This window comes from Balneicella halophila (assembly GCF_003096835.1).
Lineage (GTDB): Bacteria > Bacteroidota > Bacteroidia > Bacteroidales > Balneicellaceae > Balneicella > Balneicella halophila.
Genome location: NZ_QENZ01000003.1, coordinates 435780 through 453274, shown reverse-complemented (window position 1 = coordinate 453274; position 17495 = coordinate 435780). Strand labels below are relative to the sequence as shown.

General features: G+C 37.0%; 13 protein-coding genes and 1 tRNA gene. 10 read left to right on the top strand and 4 right to left on the bottom strand.

The annotated features are described in order from the left end of the window. Together mutS and C7377_RS02070 are read right to left on the bottom strand one after the other, a co-directional pair. Complete coding sequence (gene mutS, locus C7377_RS02075; RefSeq protein ID WP_116495678.1) at window positions 1-2607, bottom strand: DNA mismatch repair protein MutS; 2607 nt, start codon at window positions 2605-2607, stop codon at window positions 1-3. A 16-nt stretch (window positions 2608-2623) separates the two neighbouring features. Next, window positions 2624-2695, bottom strand: a tRNA-Arg gene (locus tag C7377_RS02070). Between the two features lie 243 nt (window positions 2696-2938). Between C7377_RS02070 and rimP the strand changes: the two genes are divergently transcribed. From rimP to lpxA, 6 genes are read left to right on the top strand one after another with little or no spacing between them, the layout of a single operon-like run. Beyond that, window positions 2939-3406, top strand: a complete 468-nt coding sequence (gene rimP / locus C7377_RS02065; protein WP_116495677.1) for a ribosome assembly cofactor RimP — start codon at window positions 2939-2941, stop codon at window positions 3404-3406. A 13-nt stretch (window positions 3407-3419) separates the two neighbouring features. After that, window positions 3420-4679, top strand: coding sequence for a transcription termination factor NusA (nusA, locus tag C7377_RS02060; protein ID WP_116495676.1), 1260 nt, complete (start codon window positions 3420-3422; stop codon window positions 4677-4679). 38 nt (window positions 4680-4717) lie between these two features. Next, window positions 4718-7534, top strand: coding sequence for a translation initiation factor IF-2 (gene infB / locus C7377_RS02055; RefSeq protein WP_116495675.1), 2817 nt, complete (start codon window positions 4718-4720; stop codon window positions 7532-7534). A 7-nt stretch (window positions 7535-7541) separates the two neighbouring features. Next, window positions 7542-8579 carry a UDP-3-O-(3-hydroxymyristoyl)glucosamine N-acyltransferase gene (gene lpxD, locus C7377_RS02050; protein WP_116496200.1) on the top strand — a complete coding sequence of 346 codons (1038 nt, stop codon included), beginning with the start codon at window positions 7542-7544 and terminating at the stop codon, window positions 8577-8579. Between the two features lie 33 nt (window positions 8580-8612). After that, window positions 8613-10001, top strand: coding sequence for a bifunctional UDP-3-O-[3-hydroxymyristoyl] N-acetylglucosamine deacetylase/3-hydroxyacyl-ACP dehydratase (locus C7377_RS02045; RefSeq protein ID WP_116495674.1), 1389 nt, complete (start codon window positions 8613-8615; stop codon window positions 9999-10001). Between the two features lie 30 nt (window positions 10002-10031). Further along, window positions 10032-10829 (top strand): acyl-ACP--UDP-N-acetylglucosamine O-acyltransferase, encoded by a 798-nt coding sequence (gene lpxA, locus C7377_RS02040; RefSeq protein ID WP_116495673.1) that lies wholly within the window; start codon window positions 10032-10034, stop codon window positions 10827-10829. 37 nt (window positions 10830-10866) lie between these two features. On the opposite strand, the gene ung is transcribed toward lpxA, so the two are convergent. Then, window positions 10867-11529, bottom strand: coding sequence for a uracil-DNA glycosylase (gene ung, locus C7377_RS02035; protein WP_116495672.1), 663 nt, complete (start codon window positions 11527-11529; stop codon window positions 10867-10869). 97 nt (window positions 11530-11626) lie between these two features. Here ung and cmk point away from each other — a divergent pair, with 97 nt between their 5' ends. From cmk to priA, 4 genes are all read left to right on the top strand, one after another. Continuing rightward, window positions 11627-12313: a (d)CMP kinase gene (gene cmk, locus C7377_RS02030; RefSeq protein ID WP_207778416.1), complete on the top strand. Its 687-nt coding sequence runs from the start codon at window positions 11627-11629 to the stop codon at window positions 12311-12313. Beyond that, window positions 12310-13167: a 4-hydroxy-3-methylbut-2-enyl diphosphate reductase gene (locus C7377_RS02025; protein WP_116495670.1), complete on the top strand. Its 858-nt coding sequence runs from the start codon at window positions 12310-12312 to the stop codon at window positions 13165-13167. The genes cmk and C7377_RS02025 overlap by 4 nt, the downstream gene beginning before the upstream one ends. 8 nt (window positions 13168-13175) lie before the next feature. Further along, window positions 13176-14153, top strand: a complete 978-nt coding sequence (pfkA, locus tag C7377_RS02020; protein ID WP_116496199.1) for a 6-phosphofructokinase — start codon at window positions 13176-13178, stop codon at window positions 14151-14153. Between the two features lie 166 nt (window positions 14154-14319). After that, window positions 14320-16722: a replication restart helicase PriA gene (gene priA, locus C7377_RS02015; protein ID WP_116495669.1), complete on the top strand. Its 2403-nt coding sequence runs from the start codon at window positions 14320-14322 to the stop codon at window positions 16720-16722. 74 nt (window positions 16723-16796) lie between these two features. On the opposite strand, the gene C7377_RS02010 is transcribed toward priA, so the two are convergent. Next, complete coding sequence (locus tag C7377_RS02010; protein WP_116495668.1) at window positions 16797-17468, bottom strand: META domain-containing protein; 672 nt, start codon at window positions 17466-17468, stop codon at window positions 16797-16799. Between the last annotated feature and the right edge of the window lie 27 nt (window positions 17469-17495).

Here is a 17495-nt window from a genome sequence, read left to right as displayed (position 1 = left end):
CTATTTCCCTGTTAACTTTTTTATTTCATTGAGAATATTGAGCGCTTCAACTGGTGTGAGATTATTTACATCCAAACCTGCTATTTGGTCTCTTATCTGGGTTAGCACAGGATCATCCAACTGAAAAAAGCTCATTTGGTAGCCTTCACGACTTTGTGCTAATTCTTTCACGGGTTTTCCTAAATTGCTTTTATCAGTTTTTCCTTCTAATTGTTCCAAAATTACATTGGCACGTTGCACTACTGATGCCGGCATTCCTGCCATACGTGCAACATGAATACCAAAACTGTGGTTGGAGCCTCCCCTCACTAACTTTCGAAGAAAAATGACTTTGTCTTTGACTTCTTTTACAGAAACATTATAATTTTTTACGCGAGAGAACGAGTCTTGCATTTCGTTGAGTTCATGATAATGCGTCGCAAATAATGTTTTGGCTCTATTTTTAGGCTGTTCGTGAATGTATTCTACAATAGACCAAGCGATTGAGATACCGTCATAAGTACTTGTTCCTCGTCCTAATTCATCAAAAAGCACCAAACTTCTATCTGAAAGATTATTCAAAATACTTGCCGCCTCATTCATCTCTACCATAAAAGTCGATTCTCCCATAGAAATATTATCGGAAGCTCCTACACGAGTGAATATTTTATCCACTACACCAATGTTCGCCTCTTTTGCAGGAACATAACTTCCTATCTGAGCCATTAACGTAATCAATGCGGTTTGTCGCAATAATGCTGACTTACCCGACATATTAGGTCCTGTAATAATAATTATTTGTTGAGAATCATTGTCCAAATATACATCATTGGCAATATACTCCTCTCCCACAGGCAATTGTTGTTCTATCACGGGATGCCTGCCCTCTTTGATATCGAGAACTTTTGTATCATTTACTTGAGGAAGCACATAATTATTTTGCTGTGCACATTGAGCAAAAGAAAGCAAACAATCTAAACGAGCCACTAACTGAGCATCTAATTGCAATGAAGGAAGAAAATCAGCAATTTCTAAAACCAAAGACTCATAAAGTTGCTGTTCCAAAACCTGAATTTTCTCCTCTGCTCCTAATATTTTATTCTCGTATTCTTTTAATTCTTCTGTAATGTAGCGTTCGGCACTTACCAAAGTTTGTTTGCGAATCCATTCCTCCGGAACTTTATCTTTATGAGTATTTCGAACTTCAAGATAATACCCAAAAACATTATTAAAAGCTATTTTCAGTGACGGAATTCCCGTACGCTCACATTCGCGTTGCTGTAAATCAACCAAATAATCTTTCCCTTTAAAGGAAATATTGCGAAGTTCATCTAATTCTTCCGAAACTCCTTCTTTTATTACATTTCCTTTATTTAATAATGCCGGCGGATTATCCACAATACTACTGCCAATTCTCTCACAAAGCTTACTGCAAGGATTGAGTTGGTCTGAAATGTTAGTCAATGCTTCAGCACCATCACTGGTACACAAATCTTTAATATGCTGAATTGCTTGCAGTGCATTTTTGAGTTGTACAATCTCTCTGGGATTGATTCTTCCCACAGCAGCTTTTGAAGCAATACGCTCCATATCTCCAACTTGGTGTATGGTCTCAAACAATTCTTCGGAAACATACGGATTGTTCAGTAATGCTGTAACAACGGCTTGGCGACTTTGAATCTTCTTTACTTCTTTTAGTGGCAATGCAACCCAGCGTTTTAGCAAACGTGCTCCCATTGGGCAAGCTGTTTTATCCAACACTTGAACCAGCGTTTTTGCTCCTTCGTGCAGGGAAGAAAACAACTCTAAATTTCGAACCGTAAAACGGTCTAGCCAAACATATTCTCCTTCTTCTATCCGAGAAATACTGGTAATATGTCGTATTTGTTCGTGCTTGGTCAACTCTAAATAATGCAGAATAGCTCCGGAGGCAACAACTCCAAGTGGATAATCAGAGATTCCAAAACCTTTTAGAGAGGCAGTTTGGAAGTGCTGTAATAGCTTATCCTCTGCTCCTTGGTAATGAAAAGCCCAATCTTCCATGGGGAACGTATAATACTTTCCAAAAGTTTCTCGGAACAACTTCTCCTTACCTCTTTCAAATAATACTTCTTTAGGTTGCAAATTAGAAAGTAACTTATCAATATAAGAGAAGTTCCCTTGTGAAGTATAAAACTCTCCGGTCGATACATCTAAAAAAGCCACGCCAGCTTGTTGCTTTTCAAAAAAAACCGCAGCGAGGAAATTATTTTCTTTATGTTCTAAAACATTATCATTGAAAGAAACTCCCGGCGTTACAAGTTCTATTATCCCTCGCTTTACGATCTTTTTGGTTTTCTTCGGGTCTTCCAACTGTTCACAAATGGCAACACGCTGTCCTGCTCTTACCAATTTCGGCAAATACGTATCAATAGCATGATGAGGAAATCCTGCCAACTCGATGTATGCAGCTGCACCGTTGGCACGTTTCGTTAAAGTAATTCCAAGAATATCAGCAGTTTTTATGGCATCATCAGAGAAAGTTTCATAAAAATCTCCAACACGAAACAGTAAGATGGCATCAGGATGCTGAGCCTTCATCTTATTGTATTGTTTCATCAGCGGAGTTTCTGCTACTTTTTTTGCCACGTATTTGGTTTTTTAGTAGCCCCAACAGGAATCGAACCTGTATCTACAGTTTAGGAAACTACTATTCTATCCGTTGAACTATGGGGCCATCGCAATTATTTCACCACAAAAATAAGGATTTTTATCGAGAATAATCTCTAAAAATAACTAGATCCTATATATAAACAACTACACTTAAAAATCTTCCTCCCTAAGTGAAAAATAATTAAAGATAACTATCTACATGTCAATAATTTTGAGTTTTCAGAATAAAAGACGTATATTTGCACTGGATTTAAATAGCGAGGGATAGGATTGGGGACAGAAGTCCCCAATTTTTATATTACCAAATATGATTGCAAAAGAAAAGATAGAAGAATTATTAAGCAGTTACTTAACTGATAAACAAGATGTATTTTTGGTGGAAGTGAAAACGACACCAGATAATAGAATCAAAGTTTTCTTAGATAGTTTAACTTCACTCTCTATAGAAGAATGCATGAATACAAGCCGATGGCTAGAGTCACAATTGGATAGAGAGGTTGAAGACTTTGAGCTTCAAGTATCTTCGGCAGGTATTGGCAATCCTTTCAAAGTAGAAAAGCAATATCAAAAAGCGATTGGAAAACAAGTAGAAGTTGCTGTAAAAGATGGCAGAAAACTACATGGTAAACTTACAGCATACGGAGATAATACCCTGACACTTGAGGTCGCCAAGAAGGTAGTTGTCAAAGGAAAAAAGAAGAAACAAGAAGTACAAGAATTGGAAGAAATTCCAACAAGTGAAATAAATACAACAAAAGAAGTAATTACATTTTAATCATAGCATTGCAATGGATAGCATCAATCTGATAGAATCATTTTCAGAATTTAAGGAACTGAAAAACATTGATAGAGAAACAATGATGAGAGTACTCGAAGATGTTTTCCGAAATACTTTAGAAAAGCGTTTTGGAACTGACGAGAACTTTGATGTCATCATTAATCCTGACAAAGGAGACTTAGAGATATGGAGAAATAGAGAAATCGTTCCTGACGATGAAGTTGAAGATGAAAACTTACAAATTTCTCTTTCTGATGCCCAAAAGATTGAAAGTGATTATGAAGTTGGCGAGGAAGTAACAGATGCCGTAAAAATTGCAGATTTCGGACGTCGTGCCATATTATCATTGCGTCAAAATTTGGCTTCACGTATCATGGATATGGAGAAAGGAAGTATCTACAATAGATACAAAGACCGTGTTGGTGAGATTATTACAGGAGAAGTTTACCAGATATGGAAACGTGAAATTTTAGTATTAGACGACTATGATAATGAATTGATACTGCCACGAACGGAGCAGATTCCTTCGGACTTTTTCCGTAAAGGTGATACGATTCGTGCAATTGTTTCTAAAGTAGAAATGAAAAATAACAATCCAATTATTTACATTTCTCGAACTTCCCCATTATTCTTGGAACGCCTTTTTGAATTAGAAGTTCCAGAGATTTTTGACGGATTAATAACGATAAAGAAAATTGTACGCACGCCAGGACAACGTGCTAAAGTAGCCGTTCAGTCTTACGATGAACGTATAGATCCTGTGGGAGCTTGCGTGGGGATGAAAGGCTCTAGAATTCACGGTATCGTACGAGAATTACGCAATGAAAATATTGATGTTATTAATTATACAGACAATACACAGTTGTATATTACTCGTGCTTTAAATCCTGCACGAATTAATTCCATGGATATTAACGAAGAAGAGAAAACCGTAGCCGTACACTTAGATCCTGAAGAAGTTTCATTAGCTATCGGTAAGGGAGGATTAAATATCAAATTGGCCAGCCGATTAACAGGTTATGAAATAGAAGTTTTCCGTGAGCTATCTACTGACGAGATTGAGGAAGACGTAAACTTGGAAGAGTTTTCTGATGAAATTGACGGATGGATAATCGATGAGCTTAAGCGTATCGGCTGTGATACAGCACGCAACGTATTGGATTTAAGTGCTGAAGAATTAGAACACCGAACGGATTTAGAAGTTGAGACGATACAAGAAGTGCTCGATATCTTAAGTTCCGAATTTGACGACGAAAAAGAAGAAGAGTAATTATATTAACAAAGACAGAAGAATAAAGGTTCAGTTATATGCCAATAAACAAAACAACGAGACTAAGTAAAGCAGCCCGCGAATTTAATGTGGGTATTTCTACTATCGTAGAATTTTTACGCACCAAAGGTGTAGAAATTGATGCCAATCCAAATACTAAATTGGATGATAAAGCATACAGTTTACTAGTCAATGAGTACAGTTCTGATGTACAATTAAAACAAAGAGCACAGGAAATTGCTCTAAAACCCAACAAAGCAGAGGCAGTCTCTATAGATGATGTGAATACTACCGGAGAGACAGTATTGCCTGAGGAGAAGGAAGAAGAAATTTCTCACAAGAAAGAAGCAAAAGGTCTTAAAATTGTTGGTGAAATTGACTTGAATCCACCTAAAAAAGAGAAAACTCCCGAGAAAGAGCTAAAAGAGGAGAAAGAACCTGAAAAAGTTGAAAAAACTGAAGAAAAATCGGAGAAGGAAGTAGCTGAACCTATTAAAAAAGGTGACGAACCAAAAGTTGTAGGAAAAATAAATCTTGACGAACTGAACCAAAAGACACGTCCTACGAAAAAAACACGAGCAGAGAAGGAAGCAATAAAAAAAGCTGAAGATAAGGTAACTAAGACAATAAAAGATACCCAGAAGACTAAAGAAGAACCTAAAAAGACAGAGGAAGCTCCTAAAAAAGAAGAAAATAAGAGCTCTGAGGACTTCTTAGAAACTAAAGTAAAAAAATTAGATGGACTTACCGTTGTTGGGAAGATAGAACTAAAAGACCAACCAACAAGACCTGCAAAAAAGAAACGTAAGCGCATTCAAAAATCTAAAGTTGATGTTAAGGATGTTGCCAAAAACCAAAAACCCGGTAATAGAACTAACAACAATAACGCCAATAGAAGCAGAGCTAATGCTGCGAACAAACGTAAAGGCAGAAAGCCGATTGTAAAACAAGAGGTTAATGAGGAGGATGTTCAAAAGCAAATTAGGGAAACTTTAGCAAAATTAACAAAAGGAAAATCGAAAGGAGCAAAACACCGTCGTGAAAAAAGAGACCTTGCCAGCCAAAAGCAGGAAGAGGAGGCAAAGCAGATGGAGCAACAAAAGCAAACGATTCAACTTACTGAGTTTGTTACAGTAAGTGAAGTTGCTACGATGATGGATGTTCCTGTTAACGAAGTTATCTCTGCATGTATGTCATTAGGACTTATGGTTAACCTTAACCAACGTCTTGATGCAGAAACGATTTCCCTTGTTGCCAGTGAATTCAATTACAATGTAGAGTTTGTAAGTGCAGAAATTCAAGAAGCCATAAACGAAGAGGAAGAAGATAGTCCTGAAGATTTAATCCCACGTCCACCAATCGTAACGGTAATGGGACATGTTGACCATGGTAAGACCTCTTTACTTGACTATATTAGAAATACGAATGTAATTGCCGGTGAAGCCGGTGGAATTACACAACATATCGGTGCATACAACGTAACCTTAGAAAGTGGAAAACATATCACATTCTTAGATACTCCGGGTCACGAGGCGTTTACCGCCATGCGTGCTCGTGGTGCTCAAGTTACAGATATTGCAGTCATCATAATTGCAACTGATGATAATGTGATGCCTCAAACTAAGGAAGCGATTAGTCACGCTTCGGCAGCAGGTGTACCTATTGTATTTGCATTAAATAAAATAGACACACAAGGTGCTGACCCAGAGCGCATCAAGAGTGAATTGGCTAATATGAACTACCTTGTTGAAGACTGGGGAGGTAAATACCAAAGTCAAGAGATTTCTGCTAAAAAAGGAACTGGAGTTGACGAATTATTAGAGAAAATACTTTTAGAAGCTGAATTGTTAGAACTCAAAGCGAATCCTGACAAACGAGCTTCAGGTACAGTTATAGAATCTTCATTAGACAAAGGTCGTGGATATGTAACGACTGTTTTAGTAGAATCAGGAACCTTGCACGTAGGAGACATTATGCTGGCAGGCAGCTATACAGGTAATGTAAAAGCCATGTTCAATGAACGTGGTACTACCATAGAAAGCGTAAGACCCGCAGAACCTGTGACCATGCTGGGATTAAATGGAGCCCCTACAGCAGGTGATAAATTCAATATTATGACTTCTGATAAAGAGGCTCGAAATATTGCACACAAAAGAGAACAACTACAGAGAGAACAATCTTTACGTACTCAGAAGCATATTACGCTTGACGAAATTGGTCGCCGTATTGCTGTGGGTAATTTCCAAGAATTAAATATTATCGTAAAAGGTGACGTTGATGGTTCTATTGAAGCTTTATCAGACTCATTAATGAAACTCTCTACGGAGGAAATTCAGTTAAATGTAATCCATAAAGCTGTGGGACAGATTTCAGAGTCTGATGTGATGCTTGCCACTGCGTCTGAAGCCATCATTATCGGTTTCCAAGTGCGCCCTTCATTAGGAGCAAGAGCCTTAGCTGAAAAAGAAGAAATTGACATACGTCTATATTCTATCATATACGATGCTATTGAAGAAGTGAAACAAGCTATGGAGGGTATGCTTTCTCCTGAGATTAAGGAAGAAGTTACCGCGACATTAGAGATCATGGAAACATTTAAGGTGAGCAAAGTAGGTACTATTGCCGGTTGTATTGTGCGTAGCGGAAAGATTCACAGAAACTCAAAGGTGCGTGTCATCCGTGATGGTATTGTAGTTTACACCGGAGAGTTAGGTTCGCTTAAGCGTTTCAAAGACGACGTGAAAGAAGTTGCAAAAGGTTTCGAATGTGGATTAAACATTGCCAACTTTAACGACATTAAGGTTGGAGATATTATTGAAGCTTACGAGAATAAAGAATTCTCAAGAACATTATAATACATGCATGGAATTTACAGCTGAACAAATAGCCGAAGCATTAGAAGGCACCGTCGATGGAGATAAAAATTGTGTAGTTTCTGGCGTCTCAGAGATAGATGCAGGTAAGCCCAAAACTTTAACATTTTTGGCTAATCCCAAATACGAAAAATATATTTATACGACTGAGGCCTCAATTGTATTAGTTAGCAATAATTTTACTCCAAAAGAGTCTGTAAAAACAACTTTGCTCCGAGTAAAAGACCCATATGGTGCTATGGCTAATCTGCTACAATTGTATGAGCAAAGTAAGCCTAAAAAAATCGGTATCGAAGAGCCTTCCTACGTCAGTAAATCAGCAACGATAGGTAAAGATGTTTACATTGGTGCCTTTGCTTATATAGGCGACAATGCTATAATCGGGGATAATGTTAAAATTTACCCGAATACTTATATCGGGGATAAAGTAAGTATAGACAACAACTCAGAATTATTTGCGGGAGTAAAAATTTATCCTCACACAAAGATTGGTAAAGGCTGCATTATTCATTCAGGTGCAGTGATTGGAGCTGATGGTTTTGGATTTGCTCCTCAAAAAGACGGTACCTTTGAGAAAATACCCCAAGTAGGACATGTTATTTTAGAAGATAATGTTGAAATTGGTGCGAATACCTGTATAGACCGTGCAATGCTCAACGCAACGACCATAAAACAAGGAGTAAAACTGGATAATCTTATTCAAGTAGGACATAACTGCACTGTAGGTGAAAACACAGTGATTGCAGCACAAACGGGAATTGCAGGCAGTGTGGAAATTGGTGAAAATTGTATGATTGGCGGTCAAGTTGGAATATCCGGACACCTTAAGATAGCCGACAAAGTGCAGATCGTGGCACAAACAGGAATAAGTTCAAGCTTAGATGAAGGAAGTGTTGTTATGGGGAGTCCATCAATGAATGTTTCTAAGTATTATAAATCTTATGCCTATTTCAAGAAATTACCTAATTTAGCCAAAGAAATAAAAGAGCTGAAACAGAAGTTAAAAGATTTAACATCTGAAAAATAAATACCATCTTTAACTAATTAAATATAATCTAAGATGTTAAACAATAAGCAACAAACCCTAAAAGAATCCTTTACCTTATGTGGAAGAGGACTTCATACTGGAGCTGAAGCTACTATTAGTTTCCATCCTGCTAAAGAAAATTACGGATACCGGTTTGTTAGAACTGATTTCGACGAGAACATAGAGATTCCTGCCCTCGCAAAGTTCGTTGCAGATACAGCAAGAAGTACGATTCTTGAAAAAGATGGTGCTAAATTACAGACTATTGAGCATGTACTCTCCGCACTTTACGGTTGCCAAATTGATAACTGCAGAATTGAATTGGATAGTGAAGAGCCACCTATTTTAGATGGAAGTTCAAAACCATTCGTAGATGAAATCCTAAGGGTTGGGATTGAAGAACAAGATGCTCCAAGAAAATTCTTTAAAGTAAGAGAACCTATTTCTGTATATGACAAAGACACAGGTGCAGAAGTTACTCTTTTGCCTGACAATGACTTTAAAATCGATACACACATAGCTTATGATGGATCACCACTCCTTTCTAATCAATTTGCTCAACTGAGAGACATCGATGACTATGCGGAAGAAATAGCTCACTGTCGCACCTTTGTTTTCTTTAGGGAATTAGAAATCCTACTACAAAACAATTTAGTAAAAGGCGGTGATTTAGACAATGCCATTGTCATTTTAGACAAGGAAGTACCCCAAGCGGAAATTGATCGGCTTGCAGAATTGTTTGGGAAGGAAACAAAATTAGTTTCAACTTTAGGCTCTATCAGTAATGAGCCTCTACGGTATAGTAATGAGCCCGCACGCCATAAATTACTGGACGTAATAGGAGATTTAGCACTTTGTGGCAGTTTCATAAAAGGTCGTGTTATCGCTACACGTCCGGGTCATAAGATTAATACAAAGATGGCTAAAAAAATTCTAAGTATTAGTTCTAGACAAGCTGCTCCAATTTATGATCCAAATACGAAACCCGCACTTACAACTCAGCAAATAAAAAAACTACTCCCACATCGATATCCTTTCCTACTGATAGATAAAGTTTTGGAAATCTCTAACGATAGAGTAATCGGGATTAAGAACATAACTTACAATGAAATGCAGTTTTTGGGACATTTCCCGGATGAACCAATAATGCCTGGTGTTTTAATTGTAGAGTCTATGGCACAATGTGGTGGATTGATGATTTTGAACAGGATTGAAGAACCGCAAAAACATTCCACCTATTTTATGAAAATAGATAATTTTAAATTTAGAAAGAAAGTAGTTCCTGGCGATACTATTTTGTTTGATATATATATAAATAAAGTCTTAAAAAGAGGTATCATATGCATACACGGATATGCATATGTAGGTTCTGAGCTCGTTGCAGAAGGTGACCTAATGGCTCAGATTATTAGAAACAAATAAAAAACCTCCGAACCAAAAAACAAACAACAGATGAAACAACCTCTAGCATACGTACACCCCGAGGCGCAAATCGCAGATAATGTCGTTATCGATCCTTTCGTAACGATTGACAAGAACGTAATTATAGAAGAGGGTACACGTATTGGATCTAATGCAACCATATTAGAAGGTGCTCGAATTGGCAAAAATTGTAAAATCTTTCCTGGAGCCGTAATCTCAGCAATACCGCAAGATTTAAAATTTCGTGGAGAAAAAACTACAGTAGAAATTGGTGATAATACTACAATCAGAGAGTGTGTAACCATCAACCGTGGTACAGTTGCCAAAGGCAAAACCATCGTTGGCAGCAACTGTCTGCTTATGGCCTATGTACATATTGCCCATGATTGTTGTGTTGGAGATAACGTAATCATTGGTAATGCGTCACAGATAGCTGGAGAAGTTGTAATTGATGACTGGGCTATTCTAAGTGGTCTGGTTGCTGTACACCAGTTTGTAAATATTGGTAAACATGTCATGATATCCGGAGGATCTTTAGTAGGTAAAGATGTACCGCCTTATGTAAAGGCCGCTCGTTCACCACTTTCATATGTTGGTGTGAATTCTATCGGACTGCGTCGTAGAAATTTTAACAACGAAAAAATACGCGAGATTCAAGATATCTATCGCTATTTGTATCAAAAAGGAATGAATAATAGTGATGCCACTGAAGCTATTGAAGCGCAGATGACTGCATCAGGAGAACGTGATGAAATCATTCTTTTTGTTCGTAATTCTAAGCGTGGAATCATGAAAGGATATATCAATCCAAAAGATTTCGGAGAGTAAAATCCAAATCTTTCTATCATTAAAAATGTGTAAACGCCTACCAAACGATAGGCGTTTTTTCTTTGCTTTTAAGGTAGGTATTCGTTTGGCTGAAATGCCTGTTCCCAAAAAATCCCCTGTGGGCAGCAAAGGGAGACGGATGTGCCGATTCAAGTACCAAATGCTTAGTCCTATCAATAACTGCCCCTTTTCTTTGAGCATAAGCTCCCCAAAGCAAAAAAACGACACCTTCTTTCTCTTCTGAGATTTTCTCAATAACAGCATCCGTAAACTGTTCCCAGCCTTTATTTTGATGCGACCTTGGGGAATTAGCGCGAACAGTTAGTGTTGCATTTAGCATCAGGATACCCTGTTTTGCCCACGATTCCAAATTTCCTGTAGTTGGAATCGGTTTCCCTACATCCGTGTTCAATTCTTTAAAGATATTTTGAAGAGATGGAGGAATACGCACATCATTAGCGACAGAAAAACACAATCCATGAGCTTGTCCCTCACCATGATAAGGATCTTGACCTATAATAACAACCTTTAGATCTTTCAAACTGCAAAAGTCAAATGCTGCAAATATCTTCTTCCCTGGAGGGTAAATTTTATGGTGTTTATATTCATCCTTAACAAAAGCAACTAAGTTTTTGAAATAGTTTTTTTCAAATTCCTCAGATAATAAATCTTTCCATCCTTCAGCTATTTTTACATCCATAGGCAATCGTTTTTTCTTGCACTAAGATACAATTTATTCAAATAGTAAAAGAAGTGTTAGTCTTTTTGTACTTTTGTAAGGAAAGAATACTTTAAATATTAGAAAAATGATCATAGCAGTAGATGGATATTCCTCTTGTGGGAAAAGCACCTTGGCAAAGGACTTGGCTCAGGCTCTCGATTTTACTTACATTGATAGCGGAGCCATGTATCGTGCTGTCACATTGTATGGTCTTAGAAATGGCGTTACTGTGGGAAAAGAAGAGGATATTATTCCTTTGCTAGATAATATCAAAATAACTTTTGATAAAGATGCTGAAGGGAAACAAATCATTTTGTTAAATGGAGAGGATGTTTCAAAAGAAATCAGAGGAATGGAGGTTTCTAGAAGTGTAAGCTACTATGCTAAGATAAAAGAGGTTAGGTGTTTCTTGGTGGCTCAACAACGAAATTATGCAAAAAACGGGTCAATAGTGATGGATGGAAGAGATATAGGCACAGTTGTTTTTCCCGATGCAGAACTAAAGATATTCTTGACAGCTAACCAAAGCATCAGAGCGCAACGTCGATATGATGAAATGCGTGCTAAGGGGAAAGATGTAAGCATGGAGGAGATTTTAGAGAACTTGAGGGAACGAGATTATATTGATGAAAATAGAAAAGAAAGTCCTTTACGAAAAGCTTCTGATGCAGTTGTTTTAGATAATAGCCAGCTGAACCGTCAAGAACAATTAGATGTTGTACTACAAAAAGTCCACGAAATTAGAAATACTACAAACTTATGAAGATAACTATTGATCCAAACTCTGGTTACTGCTTTGGCGTTACATATGCTATTGAGCATGCTGAGAGGGAATTAAAAGAAGATGATAATTTATTTGTTATAGGAGATATTGTACATAATAATAAAGAAGTTGAACGTTTAAATAAACTGGGACTTAAGTCTATAGACCATGAAGAGTTTAGCAAACTGAAAGACGTAAAAGTCTTATTGCGTGCACATGGTGAGCCACCATCGACTTATGAAATGGCAAATAATAACAATATTACTTTAGTGGATGCCTCATGTCCTGTTGTGCTCAATTTACAAAAACGCATCAAGAAAGCCTATGAAAAAGGTAAAGATCAAGGAACTCAAATTGTGATTTATGGGAAATTAGGTCATGCAGAAGTAAACGGTTTGGTTGGACAAACAGAGGGTAACGCTATAGTTTGTGAAAGTTGTGACGACATTTACAAGATTGATAAAGACTACCCTGTTGTCGTTTTTTCTCAAACCACAAAAACTATAGATGGTTTTCATAAACTTGTTAACACCTTAAAAGAAAATGGTTATAACGTTATAAAAGATAATGATACTATTTGTAGAAAAGTATCAAACCGAGTGCCTATATTGACAGAATTTGCTCAGAAACACGATGTAATTATTTTCGTTGGCGGAAAGAAAAGCTCTAATGGTAAATGGCTATACTCTGTTTGCAAAAAACACAATGAGCATAGCTATTTCGTATCAGAAGCAGATGAAGTTGACATGACATGGTTTCAAGGTTGTGAAAGTGTTGGGATTTGTGGAGCAACATCCACCCCCCAATGGTTAATGGAAGAGGTTGCAAAACATATCGAAACGAATACCAAATAACAAAACGAATGAAAGAAATAAAAAAAATAGGAGTCTTAACTTCTGGAGGTGATGCCCCCGGTATGAATGCAGCGGTAAGAGCTGTAACGCGTACCGCAATATATAATGGATTGAAAGTAGTTGGTATTCATGAAGGATACCAAGGACTATTGCAAAAAGACACATTCGAATTGGGAAGCCGTACCGTAGGACATTTAATACAACGAGGCGGTACGCTATTACGTTCAGCTAGGTGCAAAGAATTTGAGACAGCAGAAGGCAGGAAGAAAGCATACGACTATATACAAGAAATCGGGCTGGATGGATTAGTGGTAATCGGTGGTGATGGCACCTTCACTGGTGCTTCCATTTTCTCTGATGAATACAATATTCCTGTTATTGGTATTCCTGCAACCATAGACAACGATATATTTGGTACTGATGCTACGATTGGTTTTGATACAGCTTTGAATACTATTGTTGAAGCTGTTGACAAAATCCGAGATACTGCAAGTGCACACAATCGCCTATTTCTCATAGAGGTGATGGGACGCGATGCGGGATTTATCGCTCTGCGTGCAGGTATTGCCACTGGTGCAGAATCAATACTTCTACCTGAGTTTGAAGAATATCAGACCAAACTTCGGGAGTATTTGGAGCAAAAACATAAGAGAAGTAAACAAAACGGGATTATTATTGTTTCTGAAGGTTCAAAGATAAAGGCGTATGATATTTATAAAGAGATAACGAAAGAACACCCCGAATACGATGTCCGCTTAAGTATATTAGGGCACTTGCAACGTGGTGGTTCTCCATCAGCTTACGACCGTGTTATTGCCAGCCAATTGGGAGTAGCTGCTGTAGAGGCGTTATTGACTGACAGAAGTAATGAAATGGTTGGAATTCGAAACAATCAAGTAGTGTATGTTCCCCTGAGCGACTCTATAAAAGAAGATAAGGCGTTAAATAAAAATTTATTACGTATCGTCGATATTTTGTCAATATAAGAACATCTCTGCAAATTCTTAGAAAAAACCTCTACAGTTACTATAGAGGTTTTTTTATGCAAGCATTCTCTTTTCCAAAAACTCTAAAATCTGCCAAGTAAGAAAGACTGTTTTTTATAAATATTTCTCTACATTTGAATAACCACTTACTAAAGATCTCTAAAATATGCCCTATGCAATTATAGTCTTGCCCATAGCCCAGCAATCATGTTATACCTATGAAGTTCCTGTCTCTTTTCAGAAAGAAATACAGATAGGTCAGCAAGTTGTGGTGCCTCTCGGGAGAAAATTTTATGGTGGCATTGTTTTAAAACTTAGTGAAGATAAACCCTCATATCCAACCAAATCAATCATCTCAATATGGGATAAGAAACCTATTGTAAGCAGTGAACAAATCGCTTTTTGGAAATGGATGGCTAGCTACTATATGTGTGCTCTTGGGGAAGTTATGACAGCAGCTCTCCCTGCAGGTTTTCGCATTGAAAGTGAACATAAAGTGCATCTTACAAAAACGGACTATATCCCTGATTCAGAAACAGAAAGATTAATAATAGACGCTTTGCAACATGGTGCATTAGATTTAAAAACCTTAGATGAATCATTAGGAGGGAAATTAGAGGTTCTTAAAGCATTATTAGAGAAAGAAGTTGTACAAATACATACGCAACACAATCAAAGATTTAAGCCGAAAGAAGTCGTTTTTCTTTACCCAAGAGAGAATATTACCACAGAAGAAATTAATAAGCTCTCGGAACTACAAAGTCATGTTTTACTTAGACTCATAGATTTATCTAAAACAGAAAAAGTTAGCAAATCAAAATTCTTAGAAGAAGAGGGTGTAACTGAATCTCCCATAAAGACATTGATAAAAAAAGAGTTCATTATTAGTCAAAAAGAAAAAGTTTATAGACACAGTTTTAAATATCCAAAAGAAACAAAACCTCTTTATGAACTTTCTGAGATACAGCAACAAAAATATGGAGAAATCAAAAAGCAATTCGAAACACATTCTACAGTTTTACTACATGGAATTACCTCAAGTGGAAAAACAGAGATTTATACACATCTTATTGCTAAAGAACTAGAGAAAGGAAGGTTTGTCTTATTTCTGTTACCAGAAATTGCATTGACAACACAACTTGCAGAGCGCTTAGCCATATTTTTCGGAAAACAACTTTTAGTCTATCATTCTAAATACAGTACAAACGAACGTGTTGAAGTTTGGAGGAAATTACAAGCTAAAGATAAACCTTACGTGGTCATAGGAGCCCGCTCAGCGATTTTCTTGCCTTTTCACGACTTAGGACTCATAGTTGTTGACGAAGAGCACGAGCCGAGCTTTAAACAGCAAGATCCAGCACCACGTTATCATGGCAGAGATGCAGCTATATACCTAGCTTATTTACAAAACAGTAAAGTTCTCTTGGGTTCAGCAACGCCATCTTTAGAAAGTTATTTCAATGTACAGCTTGGCAAATATGGCTTAGTGGAGTTATTCCAACGGTATCAAGATATTCTACCACCGGAAATCATTCTCATTGATAGTACAGAGGCAAGTCGTAAAAAACGAATGAAGGGATTATTTACGCCTGAGCTCATCAAAGCAATGAATGAAACTTTAGAGAATGGTGAACAGGTCATTCTTTTCCAAAACAGAAGGGGCTACTCCTATTTTGTGAAATGCGAGAATTGTGACACCATTCCACACTGCCCAAATTGTGATGTGAGTTTAAGCCTTCATAAATACGCGAACACCTTAGATTGTCATTACTGCAATTACTCCATCTCATATGCAAAGCATAAATGTGGAGAATGCCAAGGAGAGGATTTTTCAACGATTGGTATTGGGACAGAACAAATAGAAGAGCAAACAACAGCGCTTTTCCCAAATTACCTCAGCGACCGCATTGACTGGGATACTACGACAGGCAAACATAGTTATGAAAAAATTCTTTCAAAATTTAAAAATGGAGAAACTAAAATTCTAATAGGTACGCAAATGCTTGCTAAAGGATTAGATTTTGATAATGTAGGTTTGGTTGCTATTCTCAACGCTGACTTATTATTGCATTATCCAGATTTTAGAGCTTATGAACGGAGTTTTCAGTTGCTACTACAAGTAAGTGGGCGTGCAGGGAGAAAGAAAAAACAGGGAAAAGTTCTTATTCAGACTTATAAACCTAAGCACCCTGTTCTAAAACTCGTGAAAGAAAGTGCCTACACCCCTCTCTATAATCAACAAATAAGAGAAAGAAATGCCTTCCATTATCCGCCGGTTTATTATATGATGAAAATTAAGCTCAAACATAAGAACAAACAAAAAGTAGAAGAAGCCGCGTACTTACTAGGAGAGGATTTGAAAAACATCTTTGGCGCAAGAACCTACGGAGCCCATACTCCTCTTGTCTCTCGTGTTAAAAATTTCTATTTGCAAGAGATAATACTTAAGATTGAACGAAAAAGCTCCTACGCTAAAGCGAAACAATTAACATCTGAGGCCATCAGTCGCGTAAAGCAAACTAAGGGTTTTAGCAGTATCCATATAGGTGCAGATGTAGATGTTTTCTAAAAGCAGAGAGCCGAACGATTTGTTCGGCTCTTGCTGTAATCTAATATTTTGTTTTTAAAAGACCTTTCTCTTATTTAGTCCACTTTCTTAAACTTCAATACTTCGTTATTATTTTCATCAAGAAGTACTAATTCTAAATCATTTAGTTTATACTGTTTTACTTTTGCAAATGCACTCATAAAAGCATCTGGAGTTTCCATATCAGGACATGCCATACGAGTAGAACCCATTTTGTCAAACTTAATTGTATTCTCTTTAATTTCTGTAATTTGACCAAATATGCGGTTACATCCATCAGTACCAGAAACCTGACCTTTTGAAAGGTTCATTTCAAGTTGTGGAAGTTCTTGATCTTCTTTTTTCTCTACATCTTTGCCATCGATAGCTACAACTACCCAAGTATCGTTTAAACGATAACGCATATCCAATTTTTCTTCCAATACATCTTTTAGAGTGTATTTCTTTGTTTCTTGACCTTCTACATCCTCAACTTTCACTTCAATTTTTTGAAAATACCCAGGTTTAAATGTAAATCCTTCAATAGAATTTTCAAATTTATCCCAGTTAGCATCTTCCAAATTATCACTCTCGGAAACTAATAACTGATAATTATCATCATTATCTACAGTCGTTTTGTAACTATTTACCCAAAAGGTTTCTGTTTTTTCCTCTGGCGTACATGCAACAATTAGAAACAAAAGTGAGACAATAGTTGCAATTCCAAACAATCTAGTATTTTTTATCATATCTGAAATTTTTTAAATGTAACTTTT